This window comes from Staphylococcus sp. HMSC059F04 (assembly GCF_001812565.1).
GTDB lineage: Bacteria > Bacillota > Bacilli > Staphylococcales > Staphylococcaceae > Staphylococcus > Staphylococcus lugdunensis.
Genome location: NZ_KV809479.1, coordinates 326,091 through 346,717 on the forward strand (window position 1 = coordinate 326,091; position 20,627 = coordinate 346,717).

16 protein-coding genes and 1 pseudogene are annotated in these 20,627 nt (G+C 34.5%); 8 read left to right on the top strand and 9 right to left on the bottom strand.

Translation table 11 applies throughout. The features are described from left to right. Positions 1–30: 30 nt before the first annotated feature. The 4 genes from HMPREF2864_RS10400 to arcA form a co-directional block, all read right to left on the bottom strand. Positions 31–873, bottom strand: a complete 843-nt coding sequence (locus HMPREF2864_RS10400; protein WP_002478496.1) for a poly-gamma-glutamate hydrolase family protein — start codon at positions 871–873, stop codon at positions 31–33. A gap of 174 nt (positions 874–1,047) precedes the next feature. Then, positions 1,048–2,187 carry a CapA family protein gene (locus tag HMPREF2864_RS10405; RefSeq protein WP_070545662.1) on the bottom strand — a complete coding sequence of 380 codons (1,140 nt, stop codon included), beginning with the start codon at positions 2,185–2,187 and terminating at the stop codon, positions 1,048–1,050. A gap of 369 nt (positions 2,188–2,556) precedes the next feature. Beyond that, positions 2,557–3,318 carry an alpha/beta hydrolase gene (locus HMPREF2864_RS10410; RefSeq protein WP_002478494.1) on the bottom strand — a complete coding sequence of 254 codons (762 nt, stop codon included), beginning with the start codon at positions 3,316–3,318 and terminating at the stop codon, positions 2,557–2,559. Positions 3,319–3,612: 294 nt separating this feature from the next. Continuing rightward, positions 3,613–4,851 (bottom strand): arginine deiminase, encoded by a 1,239-nt coding sequence (arcA, locus tag HMPREF2864_RS10415; protein ID WP_002492452.1) that lies wholly within the window; start codon positions 4,849–4,851, stop codon positions 3,613–3,615. Positions 4,852–5,024: 173 nt separating this feature from the next. On the opposite strand from arcA, the gene HMPREF2864_RS10420 reads away from it, so the two are divergent. After that, positions 5,025–5,423: a YolD-like family protein gene (locus tag HMPREF2864_RS10420; protein WP_070545665.1), complete on the top strand. Its 399-nt coding sequence runs from the start codon at positions 5,025–5,027 to the stop codon at positions 5,421–5,423. 69 nt (positions 5,424–5,492) lie between these two features. On the opposite strand, the gene HMPREF2864_RS10425 is transcribed toward HMPREF2864_RS10420, so the two are convergent. Beyond that, positions 5,493–5,807, bottom strand: coding sequence for a hypothetical protein (locus tag HMPREF2864_RS10425; protein ID WP_062078204.1), 315 nt, complete (start codon positions 5,805–5,807; stop codon positions 5,493–5,495). A 178-nt stretch (positions 5,808–5,985) separates the two neighbouring features. On the opposite strand from HMPREF2864_RS10425, the gene HMPREF2864_RS10430 reads away from it, so the two are divergent. Next, entirely contained in the window at positions 5,986–6,474 is a 489-nt protein-coding gene (locus HMPREF2864_RS10430; protein ID WP_037544333.1) for a hypothetical protein, read from the top strand. 62 nt (positions 6,475–6,536) lie between these two features. On the opposite strand, the gene HMPREF2864_RS10435 is transcribed toward HMPREF2864_RS10430, so the two are convergent. Continuing rightward, the gene (locus tag HMPREF2864_RS10435; RefSeq protein ID WP_070545668.1) at positions 6,537–9,374 is read right to left on the bottom strand and encodes a YhgE/Pip domain-containing protein; all 2,838 of its coding nucleotides are present in this window, start codon (positions 9,372–9,374) and stop codon (positions 6,537–6,539) included. 308 nt (positions 9,375–9,682) lie between these two features. On the opposite strand from HMPREF2864_RS10435, the gene HMPREF2864_RS10440 reads away from it, so the two are divergent. Then, on the top strand, positions 9,683–11,689 hold the full coding sequence (locus HMPREF2864_RS10440; protein ID WP_070545671.1) for an amidase domain-containing protein: 2,007 nt from the start codon (positions 9,683–9,685) through the stop codon (positions 11,687–11,689). A gap of 505 nt (positions 11,690–12,194) precedes the next feature. Here HMPREF2864_RS10440 and HMPREF2864_RS10445 read toward each other — a convergent pair. Beyond that, positions 12,195–14,174 carry a GA module-containing protein gene (locus HMPREF2864_RS10445; protein WP_060795768.1) on the bottom strand — a complete coding sequence of 660 codons (1,980 nt, stop codon included), beginning with the start codon at positions 14,172–14,174 and terminating at the stop codon, positions 12,195–12,197. A gap of 645 nt (positions 14,175–14,819) precedes the next feature. On the opposite strand from HMPREF2864_RS10445, the gene HMPREF2864_RS10450 reads away from it, so the two are divergent. Beyond that, positions 14,820–15,869: an LLM class flavin-dependent oxidoreductase gene (locus HMPREF2864_RS10450; protein WP_070545674.1), complete on the top strand. Its 1,050-nt coding sequence runs from the start codon at positions 14,820–14,822 to the stop codon at positions 15,867–15,869. Positions 15,870–15,881: 12 nt separating this feature from the next. Next, the gene (locus HMPREF2864_RS10455) at positions 15,882–16,241 is read left to right on the top strand and encodes a hypothetical protein (RefSeq protein WP_002460655.1); all 360 of its coding nucleotides are present in this window, start codon (positions 15,882–15,884) and stop codon (positions 16,239–16,241) included. Between the two features lie 187 nt (positions 16,242–16,428). Here the strand turns inward: HMPREF2864_RS10455 and HMPREF2864_RS10460 are convergent, their stop codons facing one another. Then, on the bottom strand, positions 16,429–17,271 hold the full coding sequence (locus HMPREF2864_RS10460; RefSeq protein WP_070545677.1) for an SDR family oxidoreductase: 843 nt from the start codon (positions 17,269–17,271) through the stop codon (positions 16,429–16,431). A 1,171-nt stretch (positions 17,272–18,442) separates the two neighbouring features. Continuing rightward, positions 18,443–18,814, bottom strand: coding sequence for a hypothetical protein (locus tag HMPREF2864_RS10465; RefSeq protein ID WP_002478990.1), 372 nt, complete (start codon positions 18,812–18,814; stop codon positions 18,443–18,445). A 644-nt stretch (positions 18,815–19,458) separates the two neighbouring features. Here HMPREF2864_RS10465 and HMPREF2864_RS10470 point away from each other — a divergent pair. From HMPREF2864_RS10470 to HMPREF2864_RS10480, 3 genes and pseudogenes are all read left to right on the top strand, one after another. Next, positions 19,459–19,662, top strand: coding sequence for a helix-turn-helix transcriptional regulator (locus tag HMPREF2864_RS10470; RefSeq protein ID WP_002460658.1), 204 nt, complete (start codon positions 19,459–19,461; stop codon positions 19,660–19,662). Further along, positions 19,659–20,375 (top strand): DUF3169 family protein, encoded by a 717-nt coding sequence (locus tag HMPREF2864_RS10475; RefSeq protein ID WP_002460660.1) that lies wholly within the window; start codon positions 19,659–19,661, stop codon positions 20,373–20,375. The genes HMPREF2864_RS10470 and HMPREF2864_RS10475 overlap by 4 nt, the downstream gene beginning before the upstream one ends. A gap of 58 nt (positions 20,376–20,433) precedes the next feature. Next, positions 20,434–20,627, top strand: a pseudogene (locus HMPREF2864_RS10480) (ATP-binding cassette domain-containing protein); the annotation flags it as partial.

Consider the following 20,627-nt stretch of genomic DNA (forward strand, 5'->3'; position numbering starts at 1 on the left):
AAATTTTATTTAAAAAGCACGTCCGACCATTTAATCTGAGTCAGACGTGCTTTTCTTATGTTCTATTTCATCTATTGCGCGATCAATAGCGTCTGCAAAAACATACATACGCTTTGTAAAATCTTGATGCTTATCCTTAGCGATATGATTAAAATTATCATTGACGAAAAAAGATTTGCGCAATGCAGTGGTGAGCTCCAATTGTACTCCTGCATGCTTTAAATCCTTGTTGACAAAGTTACCTGTCAGTTCGCCACCAAGATATGTTGGCGCAGGTTTAACAACAAAATGTGACTTAATCAATTGCTTTTGAATGGCTAATTTTAAAGGTGTGTCCAATCCCCCAATATAGACAATCGGGTGATTCCCTTTTGCGCCATGTATCGCAACGGCATATTCTTGCTTTTGAAGCATCTTTAATAGTTGAGGATCATTATAATGCGCCGACGTTACATGTAAACGTTCTGCATGATGACGCAAAGCTATAAATGAATAGAAATTATAATGGTTCTTTCGTGCAACAAGTCGCGATAATTCCGTTGTTCCTTTTTCAATATTACCCCCGTGCGGTGCAATAATGATTGCATCGCTCTTTGTATGTATGACTTCTTTCTTCCAATCTCGCCCTTCTTTAGTATGAGCAAATAATTGAGTCATTGATTTAAAGTAATCTGGACGTCTCACATCTGGGACAGGAACTTTATCTGGTGCTAATTGTGCTAGTTCACCACGATTAAATACTCCGTGATGTAACTCTGCCGTTGTCCTATGATAAAAAATTGCTAAACATACGCATATAATGGTAATGAGTATCATAACAAACAGAAATATTTTTTTATTATTTGTGCGTTGTTTGGCTTTTTGTGGTGACATATTTTATCTCCAATATCAATTTATAGCTTTTATATTAGCTTATTCACAAGAAAAAACAAATCTTTCCTGTTATATTTAATGAAAACGTTAGACCTTTTCACATATACTTTAACATGATTTTACGTTAGCTCAATGGTTGGATGACAAGCGATGTTTCTCGTGAAACGTGACGCACTAAATACTTTGTGCGTCTAAAAATTCATCATCAATAATGCTTTTAGTCATTTGCTGTAAGTGTGGGATGTCCCATTGACTTTGTATATTTTGGCGTAAGGCATGTTTCTCAGCCAACGCCGGTGTATAATCGTGTAAATTATATAATACAAAATGTTTGCGCGTACGTTTATCCATAGGCTTACTTTGTTCATAATGGTTAACCATGCTGCGCCATTTTACGTTGTTCACGGTAACACCTTTAGAAGTTTTTTCTAAATTAAAATTCAACCGTCCTAATAATTGGTTCCATTCCGTTGAAGTATATTGCCCGTTTAAGAAATTACCAAGTGAATATGCCACTAACGTTTGATGCTGATTTTTTCCTTTTACCCATTTAACCGGTTGAATAACATGTGGATGCATTCCTAAAACAACGTCAACACCTTCATCTGCAAATAACTGCGCATACTTTTGTTGCTTCTCATTCGGCATTGTATGATTCTCATTGCCCCAATGTGCTGAAACAATTACCGCATCACTATGTTCCTTTGCTTTGCGCACATCTTTTTTGATCGTTGCTTCATCAAAGGTTTTTACTGTATAAGGATATTGAGATATTTGGCCATTTGTACCATATGTATAGCAAAGTAAGCTTACAGTAATACCATTTCTCGTAATTGTATGTACCGCTTCGCTTTCTTTTTGAGACTTGAAAACACCAGAAAACAACACGTCATGGCGATAGGGTTTCCAAGCATTTATATGATTGGTTACTCCTGAATCACCTTGATCCAGTGAATGGTTGTTTGCACCATTTATGATGTTAAACCCACTATCTACAATGGCTTTAGTTACATCACTCGGTGTATTAAATTGTTTAAATCCTGAGTACGGCTTATCATCTCCACCAATCGGTGATTCTTGATTCACATACGCGAAGTCTGCTTGTTGAATATTTGATTTCACATGCTTGTACATAGGTTTAAAATCATATTTATTCGAATCTACTTTAGCATCGTTATAAACAACTGGATGTATTAAATTATCACCAACAGCTACGACAGATGCTGAGGCATTAACCTTTGTGGTTAAAGTTAAATAACTCATTATCAACATTAAAACTAAGGCAATCACACATACAATACGATACTTCTGCATACGCATACCTCCTAACATGCATTTTTAGCGGCTCAAAATCCAATTTATCTACTTTTTAATTCTATAATATATTCTAATTACATTCAATTTTAATAATCGTAATAAAACATCACTATTATATAATACAAATAATGATAAATTGCAAAGTCATGTTTATGATATGATTACTATTTTTAATTTTGATGAATTAATTTAGTCGTATATTTCAGTAGCACGCGCTAAGGAATGTAATGCCTTAGTAGCTTTTCGTAGCATGACATCTTTGCATCATGATGACAATAAACTTAAAACTATATATATGACCAATGCAATATAAGCGAAATATAAAAAAATACCCTCCTATTTTACTATGGAAGGTATTTTAATGGATTAATCATTAACAAACCATGCTAAGGCACGCGCAATACTTTTATCCCAATAAGTGTAATCATGGGCGCCTGGACTAGGTTCAAAACGATAAGGAATCTGTTTATCTGCTAGATAGTCAATAAATGTTAAGTTATCTTGGTACAGAAAATCTTCGGTTCCGCACTGAATAAATAATTCTGGAAGTGTTTCTTCTCGTGCCACTGCTGCATCAACCAAATGATATGTATCTAAATTTGTGCCTTTAACATTAGTATGTTCACCTGTAATTGCTTGTGGATGATAGTCTGTCCATTCTAAATCAATCAAGGTTTGTGCTTGAAAGACGGCAGACATTGGTGCTGCTTTGGAAAATAAATGACTTTGTGTCAGTGCAAATTTCATCGTTCCATAACCACCCATAGAATGACCAGCAATAAAGTTATCCTCACGACGCGTTGATAGAGGAAAAATTTGATGCACATAATGATACACTTCTAAAATATAGTCATAATAACGATGGCCATACGCCATATTGGCATAAGCACTATGATCAGCATTAGGCATAATAATGGCCAATTGATGTGATTCTGCATAGCGTTCAATGCTTGTAAATCTCATATATGATGTGGCATCACTTGATAATCCATGTAGCAGCATAACCGTTTTAAGTGGTTTAGCAATTCCATCACTTTTAAAAAAACTCGTATCTTCTGGTAGAATAACTGTTAAATTTTGATTCATGCCAATCGTTGGCGATTGATAATTTAATGTAATATAAGCCACCTTGATGTTCATTCCTCTCATTATCAATAGATTATTCTAATCATATCATTTTACACTTTAGCACGCTATTTGGTCTCTTTTAAAATCAAACAATGCTCAGACATTCATATCAATTAAAATCTGTATACAGCTCAAAAAATAAGGCCCTATCGTATAGTCTAATAAACTTTATTAAACCAAAATAATGAGGGGCCTTATATATTACAATCATAATCTTGCTCATATTGCTATACATGATTTTCCAATATTTTTCCGTGTTATAGCATTATAATCATATCAGAAAGAACCACTTTGCTAATCTATCTCTTCTCTATATAAAGGCTGACTCATACATCTTGGACCTCCGCGACCACGCACGAGTTCACTACCTCTAATTTCAATCACTTTAATCCCTTTTTCACGTAATAATTGGTTAGATACATAATTGCGATTATATGTAATAACCACTCCTGGACGAATGCATAATGTGTTAGAACCATCATTCCATTGTTCTCGAGCACCATCGATAATATCTCCATTACCTGTAGGAATAAATTCAATTTCTTCGATACCAAGTGCCTGCTCTAATGTCGCTTTTAAATCGCTTGACCGTGTAATTTGAATATCATCACCTTGTGTGTTTTGCTCAATAGTAAAGATATTCATATTTTGTTCTTTCTTGAAAATAGCTGCATGCATCGTAAATTTATCATAATCAATCATTGTAAAGACAGTATCCAAGTGCATAAAGGTACGACTATTAGGAATTTCTATCGCTAATACTTTTGTGAATGTTGCATCTGCATTAAATAAGACTTGCCGTGCTAAACGTTCAATCGCTTGGGCAGACGTGCGTTCGGAAATTCCAATAGCTAATACTTCTTTAGATAATACGAGTTCATCCCCACCTTCAATATTAAATGGTGTCTGTCGATCCAACCATACTGGAATATCTTCATCTTTAAAACGAGGATGATACTTTAATATATATGACATAAAAATAGACTCTCGACGGCGTGCACCAAAATACATGCGGTTTACTGTCATCCCATGTCCAATAGAAGCTTGTGGATCACGTGTAAAGTATAAATTTGGCATTGGGTCTAAATAAAATGGGTATAAATCATCAATATATTCCACTAAATGAATTGATTTTAATTTAATTTCTTCTTTGCGAACACCAGACATGATTTTTTCAATCAATTCCTCATTAGTCAATGTAGCAAAGTAGGCTTTAATTTCTTGTTCATGTCCGAGAATCGTTTCTGGACATTCTGTCAACACCTCTTCAATAAATTGTGCACGTACGTTCGGCTCTACAATTGCTTCGGCTGCTAATTGCTCCAAATATAGTACTTCTACACCTTCATCCCGCAATGTTTGTGCAAAATGATCATGCTCTTCTTGAGCCACTTTTAAATATGGAATATCATCAAACAATAGACCACTTAAATGATCCGGTATTAAATTTTCTAATTCTTTCCCCGGTCGTTTTAGCAATACAGTTTTTAATGTTCCAATTTCACTATTCACTTGAATAGGACCATGTGACATAAATTCATTTCCCCTTTGTTCAATCAATCATGATATGCATAAAGTCTTTCTACGAATTACCTATACCCTATTAATCCACTTCTATGTCCTGCGATTATTTATATTTTTGAAAATTGTAGTTTTCTATTTAAATTTACGAACATATGTTCTATAATGAGTTCGAGGTGATAACTATGATTCCTAAACAATATCGACATGAAACCGATTATCGAAAAATACCAAGAGAATACTTAGACAGTAATATTCCACAAGGTCGTGGTATCGTCAAATGGGCACCGTTTGCGACAATGCCAGAGCAATATCAACAGCTGCGTGACTATATCGAAGAACAAAATAAAATTGACATGCCCAGCTTATCTGAAGACCAATTAACACTCATCAATCGCAATTTAACAACGAAATTCGTCCACCAGCAACTCGCTATTATTAGTTATTGGCGCAGTGGTTATATCCATTCAATCTCTGGCTATATTAAACATATTGACACGCAACAGCAATATATTGTTATAAGTAATGAGCGTGGCAATGAAACAATGAACTTGGATTTTAATGTCTTATGTAATGTGGAATAACCTCAAATGTCTAGACGAAAAAATAGCTATGAAGACGTCTTTTATCACTGTCTTCATAGACTACTTATATTATTTACTTGTTGTAAATCTCGCATCGCTCATATCTACTTCAACTACTTTGCCATGTTTAACAAAGCATGTAACTCCTAAACCCTTTTTTGTTGATTTATAGACGAACAGGCTTATATCTTTTCTATTTGTATCATCTTTAACTTTTTTCAAGTTGTTACCATAAGCTTTAACTAACTTGTCATATGTTAAGTTACCTTTAACGACAAATTGAACTTTACTCGCTTTACGACCATTCGCTGTAACACCAGTGAACTTTTGATTATACTTTTCTACTACTTTCTTACTGTGAGTTGGGAGCAGGACAGAGTTCATAGCTAATCTTAGTATGTCTCCTACATATTAGACTTTAGCCTTATATGAAAATTAAGTCGAAATCATTTTTTTAATAGTGTAAAATGATAAAGCATACATTATTTGCATCATAAAACTCAATACATAGATATAAGGTGAAGTTTAATACATAATCATTTAGACGATGGAGGCATTATTTTTGAAAAAAGTATTAGCAGCTATAACTATTTTATTACTCGTTGTTGCTTTAGGCTTTTCTGTGTTTTTTGCAGCTACGACAACGCATCATTCAACTTCCGACCAGAAAGACAAGGTTGAATCTACTAAGAAAAAGAATGATACACACAAAGACAACAGCCCTGAAGACGATGCACAATTAGACACACCGCAGTCGGCAAACAATGCTACTACAGCACCTGCCAACAATGGACAAAATGTTCAGCAACAGGCACCTCAATATCATTATCAACAACAGCAACCTGTAAAATCTCAACAGTCTGCTGAGCAACAAAAATCAAATGAAACACCTAAGACAAATAACAATGCGAATTCAAACCACGGCAACAACGCTAAGTCACAACAGCACAGTGGCCAAGGTGGTGGCGGTAATGATAGTGATAGTAATACTAACCGTTCTGCTTCCCATTCTTCCGCTGCATCTACTACACAATCTAAAACGAACCATTAACAAATAAAGCGCATGCCTCGTGTTGACATCATATCATCACGAGGCATGCGCTTTTCTTATAGCTATTCTGTAACATTACTTTTATTAACTTTTTTAGTGACTTTGCGCATCATCGGATCAAGAATTGGTTTTAAACATAAACCAATCGTTAAGAAGCCGAGACCAAACAATCCTAAAATAATCAATTTTGGAATTAAAATAGCTGGTACTATACCTCCAACAGTTTCACGTAATGAATCAATCGCATACGTAAATGGTAAATAAGGCGAAATCGTTTGGAAGAATCCCGGTGCAGTCACTACAGGGAAGGTTCCTCCACCACCAGCGATTTGTAATACTAACAAAATAATGGCAATGGCTTTACCTGGATTACCAAGTAATGAGACGCATGTATAAACAATGGTATTAAAGACTAATGAAGCAAAAAGTGCTATTAATACAAATAGTATAGGTGATTCTACACTTGCTTTTAAAATAAGCAAGTCTCCTAATGTCACAATTAGTGCCTGTACCACACCTAATAATAAGAACAGTCCGGCTTTTCCTAAATAGATTTGTCGTGTTGTCAATCGACCTTTTAGAACTTGATGTTTGTTGTCTACAGACAATAAACTTACCATCAATAGTGCGCCTACCCAAATTGATAATGCCGTATAGAATGGTGTCATGCCTGAACCATAATTTTTAACTGGGAAAATATCAATTTGCTTTTTAGAGATTGGATGTGCAATGACGTCAGCTTGTTTCTTCAAGTCATTCTTCAATGTATCGATCACTTTATCAACGGCATCATCTTTATCTAGCTGCCTGAAAATCTTATCCGCTTTAGTTAAATCTTTCTCAATGCCAGGCAATTTATGCTCAATAAATTGAGCCATATTTCCTAATGCTTGCTTCGCTTGTGGCTGGTTCTTATCTAACAATCCAACAAGTTGATCATATCTAGAAAATAATGCTGGAATATTATCATTTACCGTCGCTGTAGCGTTAGCAAGCCGTTGTTCTAACTGTGGTAAATCATTTCTTACAAAGTTAGCAGCTTTAGCTACATTCTGTTTGATCGTTGGGAAATAAGCTTGTGCCGTTTGCATCGCATTAATATAAGCTTGCTCGATAGCAGGTAATTCACTTTGAATACGACTTACCGTTTGTTGTCCGTTATTAAGAATATGATGCCCTGCTTCAATCACGTTCTCAATGCTTGTGAGCTTAGACTGCACAGTAGATAAGGTTTGTTGCCCCTTATTTAACACATCTGTAATGTCATTAGATATGTCGAGTAAGCGTTGATTAAGATCTTGCTTGATAAATGAACGAAACTGCTTAAGTTGCTCATTGACATTTGGTAATTGACGTAATATATCTACGGCTTGAGCTTGACCCGTACTACCATTAGATAAGGCATCAGATAGTTGATTTACTGAACGCATTAAATCATTCAGTTGCTTATTTGTGTTATTAATCTTGTTGATTTGTGAGCTTAAATCGACATGTTCACTTTTTTCAAGTTCTTTTAACGTATCGATAAATTGACGATTATATTGTGTTGTAGCTTCAATACGAGATGACACATGATTTAAACTTTCTTTAAATTCATCTGGTTTATCCGATGCAATCACACCATAAGCTATATTTTTTAATGCTGCTAAATCGGATTGGTTTCCTTCAACTTGCGTATCTGCTTGTTTAGATAGTGATAATAGTGCTTCTGCTAAAGCGCTATTCATGGACTTAACATCATTGTTTGAAACAATTTGTCCAGCTTGCGGTACATCATAGCTGCTCGTGCTAACTTGCTCAACTTTATAAGGCACACCATTGCTGGATGTCTGAGTGCTTTGCTGACTTACACTGCCTTGTTGTAAACGTGAGTTAATGTTGTTATTCGCATCTTGCGCACGTCCAGCTGCTTCTTGGTAATCTCCCACACGCTGTTTTGCTATGGTTAAATAACGGTCGGCATCATTTAACCCACTTTGTGCAGTGTTCATACCTTGATTGACGAGTGAGACACCGCGGTTAATTTTAGGAAATTGTTGTGGCACGTCATTAGAAGCAACATTTAACACACGTTCAATGTTAGGCATATAGGCGTTCAAAGCTAATACGAGTTTTGCCTTTTCATTTAAAGCAGGTATGGATGCATTGACTGCATTTAACTTATCTTGTGCCGATACAATATCACCTTTGTAACGACCAAGTCCTCGAAACTTATCTGCATACTGATCTAATTGATCTTGATGATCGTTTAAATAGAGTATTTTATTACCAATTGCATTAATTTTTGGCAATGATTGTTTCGCTGCATAAACAGCATTTTTTATTTTGTTTATCGTAGGTACTTCATCTTCGATTTTTAGTCCTACTTTATTTGCTTCTGTCAACAATGCTTTAGAGACGGTTTCATCAAAGGCTTTATTTGCTTCATCAACAATTACTGTCGATCCTGTATCTGTCATTTTAGGTGCAACAGCATTGTTTTTTTGGTTTACTTTATATTCAACATTAGCCTTTTGTGGTTGTTTGCGCAATGTTCCCGTTATTTCATGTGAAAATTCTTTAGGTATGTATATGCCTGCAGTGTATTTCCCCATTTTGATTTCATGGTCTGCTTTCGCTCTGCTAACAAATTGCCAATCAAACTTTCCATTTTTCTTAAGCTTGTTAACAATTGAATTACCTACATTGATTTCTTTATTTCGAACTTTGTCTCCCTGATCTTCATTCACAACGGCTACTTTAATATGATCCGTCTTACTATATGGATCCCACATGGCCCATAAATTGAACCAGGCATAAAAAGACGGCAAAATTGCTAAACCTGCTATGATAATCCAAACTGCTGGTGTTTTCGCAATTCGTTTTAAATCAAATCGAAATAATTTCAGTGCGTTTTTCATTGTCACACTCCCTATAAAAAATACTGTCCTACGCACATAAGCTACTCATTTATGTTACATTAGATTATTTTAAACTGATAGTATAAATATATTGTTATTTATCTAGTCCTTGGACTGTTTTTTTCTAACCAATACTAGTATAATAATTTTTATTACAAGGTTTAATCATTGGTTGATAGATATCAACAAAAACAAATCTAAACTAAATTATATCAAATACATGCCAGTGTGACAAAGTAAATCTAATGTCAGTCACATGATCATTTTACCGTATTACAGAAATTAATTTCCAAGGAGTTCTTCTAAAGATGTCAAAGCAAAAAATATTCATTTACTTATTATCAACAACACTTATCGTACCTACATTTACATCCGATATCGCACATGCGACTGAATTGACAAACCAAAGCCATAATGAAAGTAACCATGCGTCTGTAGATAAATCAGATAACGATGATACTTCTGACACTAATGATGAACAAACAACAAAGAAACAAGAGAAATCTGCTAAAACTACTAAGTTCAAACAATATACTCGAACAAAAAAAGCTTCCCATGATGAAGATGACTTATCTATATTTAATAAGCTCTTTTCCGACGATACTTTATCTTCAAATTATTTAAATCCACGTGGTCAGCAGGATTCATTGTCAGAGCTATTGACAGCAATTTTTTCATCTGATCCTGAAACAACAGAGCGTACAGCTCAAGATACGTCTGATGATATGGAATCTGCAACTGAGCAACAAGACAAAACATCTACAACAGACTCAACAGACCAGCATTCAACAACGACATCAGAACAAAATGACCAATCAGCTAAAGACGCGACAACAGATGATAATAAAGTCAGTGATGCGTTAGATGAATTAGATAACTTAGATGATGCTTCTAATCACGCTCAAGATACACAGCGTCGACATGATAGTGAAGCATCAAAGGATGATGACAAAGAGGCGTCATCTGAGGAAAAACCACACCAAGAAGCGCCATCACATGATACCGCGCAAGATAAACAGAATGATTCAAACAAAGAGTCAACCGATTCAGCTTCAGATGCCGTTATAGATTCAATTTTGGATGAATACAGTGATAATGCAAAGAAAACACAGCAAGACTATACACAAGATAAAACATCAGATAAACATAAACAAAGTAACGCAACAACGACAACACACCAAAAATACGCGCATATCGATGTCAAGAAAGATCGTGAAACACGTCATCAAATTGACAACCCACAATTACCATCAAAAGATAGCGTGTCCCATGCTACTGTCCCAGCTCAATCATTTGAAGAAGCTACAAAACAAGCCAATACACGTGCAACAAGTCTATTTGCAACAATACCCCAAGCTTCAGACAATACAAGTTCTACTGATGACTTAAGTGTGGTTGACAGTCAACAAACACGCACATTTATTAAGGCAATTGGTACTGATGCCCATCAATTAGGACAAGAAAATGATATCTATACCTCTGTCATGATTGCACAAGCAATTTTAGAATCTGATTCCGGTCAGAGTACGCTTGCCAAAGCACCAAACTTTAATTTGTTCGGTATTAAAGGCGCATATAAAGGAGAATCTAGTGAATTTAATACACTAGAGGCTACGGCAAATAATCAATTATATAGTATCCAAGCTGCTTTCCGTAAATATCCGAATAAAAAAGCTTCATTAGAAGATTATGTTCAACTGATTAAAGAGGGCATTGATGGTAATGCAACGATTTATCAACCAACATGGAAAAGTGAAACATCTAGCTATCGTGACGCCACAGCGCATTTAGCTAGAACATATGCAACAGACCCAAACTATGCAACAAAGTTAAATCAACTCATCAAACATTATCATTTAACAGATTTTGATCACAAAAAACTACCAGATTTAACACATTACAATTCTAGCAATCCAGGCATGGATAACACAGGTAATGACTTTAAACCATTTATTGACACCAATTCAACAAGCCCCTATCCACAAGGTCAATGTACTTGGTATGTTTATAAACGTATGCAACAATTTGACTTAGCTATTGGTGGAGATTTAGGTGACGCACATAATTGGAATAATCGTGCACAATCTGAAGGTTATCATGTTGATACCACACCTAAAACTCATAGTGCAGTGGTCTTTGAAGCTGGTCAAGCAGGTGCAAGTAGTTATTACGGACACGTGGCCTTTGTAGAACGCGTCAATGATGATGGTTCTATCGTCATTTCTGAATCTAATGTCAAAGGTTTAGGTATCATTTCATATCGCACACTCGATGCTAATACAGCGGATCAATTAAGTTATATTAGTGGAAAATAATGTAAGTTATTCAATAGATAACAATAAACACCAAAATAAGACATACATCTCAAAATATATAGTCTAGGACAGAATTCCTAGGATAAGGAGCGGGACAGAATTCATTATAAATTCGTAGTACCGCTCTCTTCTTTATTTACAAGACTTCGTATTGTTGGCTCGCTATAAAATATAAGTATGACATTACAGAATATTATGGATATGTATTTTTGGTAAATGTAATAATTCTATAATTACCTGTCATTTTCACTTTGGCGTATCACTAACTTATAGTAAGTATGATTATCACCTTAAACATATGATTGCGTGTCAACATCGCTAGTACATCCATTTTTTTAATATATGCATAGCCACCTTTCCTACTATGCATGGTTGAATTATTTTTACTTAACTTCAGATTTATAATGTTACTCCATAAAAATACACCCCATTAAGTTGCATTTTAATCCAACTTTTGGGGTGTATATCATAACTGACGCTTTATTCGTCTAATTTTATGTGATTTTTATGATTTTGCATTATGCTGTTTTCGAGTTCTTGCAAGCAACAATAATCCTCCACCAATAAGTATCATGCCTATTGCTAGTACCGGCCAATAAGTTTTAAGTACCTGACCAGAGGCAGGCAATGATAGCGAGCCATTATCATCAAATAATCCGCTTAAAAAGTTGTCTTGATTATTAATATGACCTAATGATAACCCTTGTGTTGGGTTAGGAATATCGTCGATTTGATCAAGTACGCTTCGATGTCGTTGTGCATCTGCATGAAGTCGATCAAGTAAGGAAGGTCGATTTTTAATTGGCGCTAAAATATCATCTGCTTGATGTTGTGCTTGATCGAGTCTATGTTTCAATTGTAATAAATCATCTGCTTTGCCATTAAGTGCACTTTTCACTAATTGCAATACGTCTTTTTTATCTTTACTTACACGAGAAATGACATCTGCTAAAAGTCGTGCTTTTTCCTCGTTGATTTTAGTGGCTAAAATCGTTTTAATTGCTTCTTTCTGATTGGTTGACTGATCTAATATACTTTGCAAAATATCATCTGCATTGGCTTTACCATTAAGTCCAAATTCCTTTTTCAATTGTTGAACTAATGCTTTATTAGATAATTTTGCATTTGTTAAACGTTGAGCCGCTTTCTTGGCTTCTTCCGGGCTTAGTTTCATGCCTAAAATGGTTTCGATAAGGTGTGATTTGTCTTTTGTTTGATCAAACATTGATGCTAATATGTCGTCACTTGATGTTAAAGCTAGTTTATCAATATGCTGCAACAATTGGTCTGCAATCTCTTTGTCTGTTTTCCCTTTAACTGACATATTTTTTAATATTTGTTGTGCCTCGTTCGGGCTAAAAATAGTTGTAACAATATCTTTAACTACAGCTTCTTTATCTTCTGCCTGAGCTAAATCATTTTGTATGATTTGGCGATTAGCAGTAGTCTTGTTTGCTGCACGCTCAATATCAGTTATGATTTGTTTTTTCTTATCTTGAGCAATATCAACTCTGTTAGCGACATTTTCTTTCAATGTCGCTAATTGATTAAGTCGTTTATCAGCATAATCTTTATTGTTATGATGATTATCATTTTGAACTTTAGTAACAGCAGCTTCAATTTTTTCCGTTGGTGTTAACTGTTTGTCTAATTTTTCCATCAGATGAGTGCTGTTTGTATCTTGTTTAGATGCAGCTGAATCTATTGCTTTATCAGCCCGTGTTGAATGATTCGCATCACGATGTTGTGGCTTCAATTGATCCTCATTCTTTTCGTGTGATTTTACTGTTGGAGTTTGCTGTTGATTACTTTTTATTTCTTTGTTATTTGGCTCGGTTTGTTCCTTGTCATCTTTAGTTACAGCACTATCAGCTTGTTTAACATGATCTTTAATATGTGCTAAATCATCTAGCACTGTTGTTGATTTTTGGTCATTTTGACGTTCTTTATCTTTTACCTTTGATGCATCGTACTGTTCGTTGTCTTTAGTTCCACGTTGTGCCTCAGACGCTTTTGGTGTATCGGTAATATCCTTATCAACAACTGCATTTAAATCAGCTAAAATTTTATCTAACTCAGCAGTAATATCTGTCGTTGTAGTTGATTGTGCTGAATGCTTTGTATCTTGTGACGAAGTGTTATCCGCTTCGCTACTGTCCTCACGCGCTTGATTTTCATCTGTTGCATCAGCGACAATTTGTTTAATTTCTTGACGTGAAGTAGCCTCATCTAGCTGTTTCTCAAATTGTTTACGAACGCTATCATTTAATGCATTTAATTCATTTAAATCTTGTTTAGCATCACTAATCCACTGTGATATTTTATGATGATTTTCATCTATACTTTGATTTTCTGCGGTTTCAGCGTGAACATTCTCTATTGAACTATAATTCACAAACACACTACTTATAAGTAATGCAGAACATGATAGTTTAATATAGGTGCCGAATGGTTGTCTTCCTTGTGATGATTTGAATAACCTCATTTATGTCACCCTTTTTCTAATATTCCTTGACAATTTATAACTATTTATAGCTATGTTATACACGATTGGTTGATAATTATCAACTTTATTTTACACACGCGTCACTCTTTTTTGCAACAGATGCACTTATTACACAAATTCTATCATTTCATAATTTTAGTTAATTAAATTTTACAAATTTACAAACACTTCATATTCACGCATTTTTTATGTGCTTTTAGGGAATATGTATATTGCTTAAAATTAGTACCTCAAGCATTCCATAGTCTTTGATAAGGGGGCTTTCTATGTTTATTATCTCTTTATTGTTAATCGTTATCGGTATAACGCTAATGATATTAAGTTGGCTAATTTCGCATCGAACAACGTCGGTAGACTTAAGAGAAAAGCTTTATTTACCTGGCTTATGTGTTTGTCTTATCGGTTGCTTGTGTCTTATTGGATTCTTGATTAATCACTCTTTTTAACAAGGTAAAGTAATCAGTTACATACATAAAGATAGGAACATATACTGCTAAAACAGAGTATTTAATGTTTCTATTTTTATAATTTAAATAAAAAAGATACCGGAAACATCGTTATTGACACTTTAATGAAATAAGCATAAAATATCAGTATAATTTTTATACCTAGGTGGTGTTCATATTGAAAGTAGAATTAGGTTTAACATCATTCGCTGATAACAGTGACATCTATATGCCAGATGGTAAACAGGAAAAAATCAGCAATGCCCAACGCATACGTAATATTGTAGAAGAAATAAAGTTAGCTGATCAATTAGGTTTAGATATCTATGGATTAGGGGAACACCATAGAGAGGATTATGCCGTTTCAGATCCAGTAACGGTGTTAGCCGCTGCTGCTACCACATCACATATTCGCTTATCATCAGCAGTAACCGTCCTTTCATCTGATGACCCTGTACGTGTTTATGAACGTTTTTCAACATTAGATGCTGTATCAAATGGACGTGCTGAAATCATGATTGGCCGAGGTTCATTTATTGAATCCTTTCCGCTGTTTGGTTATAACCTTAATGATTATGAGGATCTTTTTAATGAAAAGTTGCAATTATTGTTAAAAATTAACCAGCAACCCGTGATTAGCTGGGAAGGAACTTTACGTCCCAGCATTGATGAAACAGGTATTTATCCGCGTGCTGAACATGGACCAATACCAATTTCTATCGCGACTGGTGGCACACCTGAATCATCATTGCGTACTGGTGCATTCGGCTTACCTATTACGTATGCCATCATTGGAGGTAATCCACGTCGTTTCAAACGACATATCGAAATTTATAAATCTGTGGCACGTTCATACGGACACAATCCTGAGAAATTACCTATTGCTGTACATTCTTGGGGCTATATTGCTGAAACAGATGAAGATGCTAGAAGAGAATTTTTCCCATCTTTAAAAGCACATCAAGATGTATTAGGACAAGAACGCGGTTGGCCCGAGTTTGATGAGAATGCGTTCGAAAGAGAAATCGGGCCACAAGGTGCCATTTATCTTGGAAGCCCTGAAACCGTAGCACAAAAAATAATTGAGACGATTGAAACATTAGGTTTATCACGCTTTATGATCCACACACCCGTAGGCTCTATGCCACATGAAAACACAATGAAGTCTATTCGTTTATTTGGCGAACGTGTCAAACCTATTGTAGATAAATATTTTGAAGATAAGTAGGAGGAATTTTAAATGATATTAAGATACGTCACAAATGTTAAAATTGCGAAAGAATTATTTGAGGCTTCAAAGCCAAAATTAAAAGGTGATCAAGAAATGAAAGATACATTCAGTAATGTCTTTGGTCTTGATGAAAAACTTGTCCCATTAGTAGGTGGATTAGAAGCTGCTAGTGCAACATTATTTTCTGTAAGTTTTTTAAACAAAAACATTTCACGCCTTGCTTCTTTAACAACTATTGGCGTGTTAGGTGTAGCCGCTTATAAACACTTTGAAGCAGGCCACGGTAAAGCAGGCGCACAACATGCTTTAGATTTATTAGGACTTGCAACTTTAAGTCTCTTAGATACTTTTGACGGTAAACGTCGTTAAACATAGTTCAAATAGTTAGAAAAATGAAGCGAGTCTGGGACATCATTATGTTCTAGGCTATAAACTAAATATTGGCAGTAGTTGACTGGATTGAAAATACGCTGATACCAAGCTTTTATCAATCCTAGTCAACCTTACCGCGGGCGGGACTACGAATTCATAATGAATGCTGTCCCGTTATTATTTTTTAAGACTGTGATAAAAATTGTGCAAATGTCTGTGGTGTGTCATTCACAAGCTTTTGATAATCATCAGCATGTTGATCTAATAAGCCTCTAGCAGCTGCATCATACATTGAAGCTAATAACGCTCCAAATCCTTTTGGTTCATCATACATAGAAGCAAACGTATCTAACGAGACAGGCGCATAATTGATTGTACTACCAGCTGCTTCTGAAAGTATTGTGGCTGGTTCTGGCATACTATAACTATGCCCTGATAATAAATACCGTCCACCCCATGCCTCTGGTTGTTGCAAGATAGCAATCACACCTTTAGCTATATCGTGACGCGAAATATAATTAATACGGCCATCACCCACTGGATAAATAAGCTTTTTCATTTTTACTAATTCAGGTAAGTACGGTTTCAATGGGTCCATATACATCGCCATGCGAATATACGTGTAGTTAAGACGGCTAGAAGCTAGTAAGCGTTCTGCATAGGCAAAATATGGACTCATATGGAATGGATTATTATGCTGATCTGCATAAAAACCAATATAAAATATCTGTTTCACTTGTGCCTTTTGTGCTGCTTGCACTAAGTTTTCAACTTCTGGCAATCGTTTAAATGACGGATGAATAATACTTGGAATGAAGATAACTAAATCTATGTGTTCAAGCGCTTGTGTCATACTTTCTACATCAAAATAATCTAATTGACGAATTAACACATTGTCCTTCCAGTGAGTTGGTACTTTCTCTAAATTTCTAACACCTATATTAAAATCTTTGATACGTGCTTTTATTGCTAATTCAGTAATATGAGTCCCTAAATGTCCCGTTGCTCCAGTAAGTAAGATTTTCATCTGATATGCCCCTTTTTTCAAAATTTATGAACTACACTTGCGAATCTTTTATAATATTAAAATCATAGTTATGGTCCTAGTTTACCTTTATATAAGCTTATAATTCAATTTATAAATCATGATGTAATTGTTATTTATATCCAAATATATTAGCAACATTTTGTTTTGGATGTGACAAAATTGTAAGTCAATTGAGAGCTCATATTAAGGAGACTTTATTCCAGCTGTGGTAATTTAGTAACATACACAAAGAAGTAACGATTCCGTTTTAAGTCATAAATAATTACTATTATTTCTTTGCTGTATAGCTTGATTGAAGGACGCCTATTCTAAAGCCAGTAACGAATGTGCATGATAATATGTCGTTCTTGTTTCCATTAACATGTCTAGTCTGCTATTTCCACCTATGAGAAATCTCAACCGTCACTTTACATTTTTTGGTTTTCAAATACTTCCATAGAATCACTTATTAATAACAGTTCACTTACTTCACATTAATTTACTATCAACACCACTGATGTTGCATATTTCACAACACGAATGATTAAACTCAGCATCTATTTGGAAGATAACGACAAACATTGAATTGACAGCTTAATTTAGTTAAAATTTAACAGCTATGAATTATGAAAATAATTCGAGATATCTACATTAATACAACTATAACTTAACTTTAAGTATATCTATTCCGCATGATAGATAATTAGTGAAAAACATCTAAGCATCAACACCTTAAGCTGTCATTTATCCTTTCTAAACGTCATATTCGTATGTCTGACATCATGACTATTTTATGACTTAAATTTATGTAATGATTCACACAAACATCAAAGACGCGCAACTTATTTGAAGCTGTATCGCATGATATTTTGTTCCATATCCATAAGTAAACTGAGCAAAATTTGTTTATATGGAAAAGTATTTCACCTCTTAAACAATACACTTCATCTAAGGTAAGTACATTCTCATGGCTTTATAATAGGCTAATTTCATCAAAAAAAGAGGAGAGACATCGCTAAATGTCTCAACCTCATAACTAACACATTTACTGTTGTTGGCTTGCTAAAAATCTCTTTGTTTATATAACCTAGTATGTGATTTGTTGATATAATACAACAAGCACGCAGCTGGGTTCCCTACACAAGTACCTCGTCAGCTTTCCCTAATTTAGCTAACGGGGTACTTTTATGGTCATAAATAGCTTTACTGCACGCATAATGTTAATTACAAATAAGATTCCCAGGAGAATAAATAGTATAAATGCTATAACGGGAGCTATTACCTGTATAATCTCTATGTATTCTGGCACTACCATTGCAGAAACAAAAAGAAACGCACCAGAACCTGGAATTCCAAATATGCATAGTAAGCATGCAATATGATTAAAAAAAGCATATTTTGCATGATATTTAATCGTGTCTTCCATCATAATCCACATCACAACGGGTAAAATAACTGGTGCGAAGAAGATGCTTAAATATGCAATTGCAGATAATATATTATCATTTTTACTACCTATTTGATGAGGTTTTATCGTAACCATGTGTGTTCTCCTTCTCAATATGATTTTAGTCAATAACAACACGCTTTTCTTCTTAAATGATCGTTTTAATAAACTGTATCATTTCGCTTACATATTGTCCTCTTATTTTAACATTATACTAAATCTTTCACTAAAAAAGCCAAGATAACTTATATTGCACATTTTGCCAATAATAAAATTATATTATACAAAATTTTGTGTATCTATAATTAACTGTCAAGATTTATCTTTTATTATCTACAAATAACACTAAACTCATATTCTTTTCTATTACAGTCAATATTAACATTTATTATCATTTTATGTTATGTTGAGCTTAAAGGTTGGTGAAATAGTGACTTCTACTGAAAATCGATTATATAAAAATGAAAATCAATGCAATAAACGCAAACATCGCAAAAGTTTCAAGTCATTGATTGACGCAGTGTTACTGTATATACCAGAAATTTTCGGTTTATGCTTTCGCTCAATTAAATGGTTAATGTCACGATTATAACGCCATTTTAGGCTTCAAGTTGTCTAACAACAGATATCTCGGAGTCTATTTTTTAATAATTAAAAGACAAATATTTATGTCATTTTGACTAATATACTTGTCAAAATGACAAAGATGTTGTATTGTGACATTAAGGAGTTGATGTCTATTGCGCAATCGCCTGAAAGAACTGCGTGCTCGAGATGGTTATAATCAAACGCAACTTGCAAAGAAAGCAGGGATTTCTAGACAAACCGTTTCTTTAATAGAACGTAATGATTTTACACCATCTATCTTGACCGCTATGAAAATCGCACGGATTTTTGGAGAATCTGTAGAAGATGTCTTCATCATTGAGGAGGAAGATTTATGAAAGTAGGCCGTTATATATTCTTTATAATCATTGGTGGTATCATCGGTGGCTTAATTGGTAGCAATATAGAACGTGTTGGCACGTTTATTGCTTCAACAAATTTCTCTGGTAGTCGCCTGAACCTTATTATATGCGTAAGTACTTCGTTACTTATTTTGGCATTAATGCTATATCAATGGTATGTACAACAACGTTCATTAAAGTATAAATATATGATTTCAAATGTTGATGACGGCAGTGATATAGATCATTATGAGAAGCAAGCAACTTTAGACTATAACAAAGTACACATTATAGCTCATTTACAATTGGCCATTGGTTTTATAGCTATCTTTTTTATTGCTCTAGGCAATGCAGCTCCTAATGAATTTTTTTATGCTCTTATCCCATATTTATTAACTTTAATCCCCTCATTGATGTTAGGCTTCTATTCACGTCGTTTTGATGCTCGACTACCTAAAATAGCCGAAAAACATTACACAGAGAAAGCTTTAGCTTTATTAGATGATGGTGAGCGTCATATTGTATTAATCTCTATGTATAAAAATTATCAAGTAAATCTTGTCCTACTGATAATGGCCATTGTCTTCATCGGTATTTTCTCCATCTACACTGGTTTAAACCAGACACCTGGCTTATTAGCACTCATTGTTATTTTTATTTATAACAGCTTAGGCTATTTAATAAAATTACGACAGTTTTATAAAGCATAAAATAATAGTGTATGACGCTCATTATTAAACATAAAATAGAAAAAGGGAGTGTGTATTAATGACACAGTTGTTAGAAGTTAGCAATCTTAATAAATCATATACCAAGTCTGACTTTAATCTTAGCGATATTTCGTTGTCGATTGCACCAGGTGAAGTATTGGGGCTGATTGGTAAAAATGGCAGTGGTAAATCCACGTTAATTAATACTTTGGTTGGCAATCGTTTTAAAGACTCTGGTGACATTAAATTTTT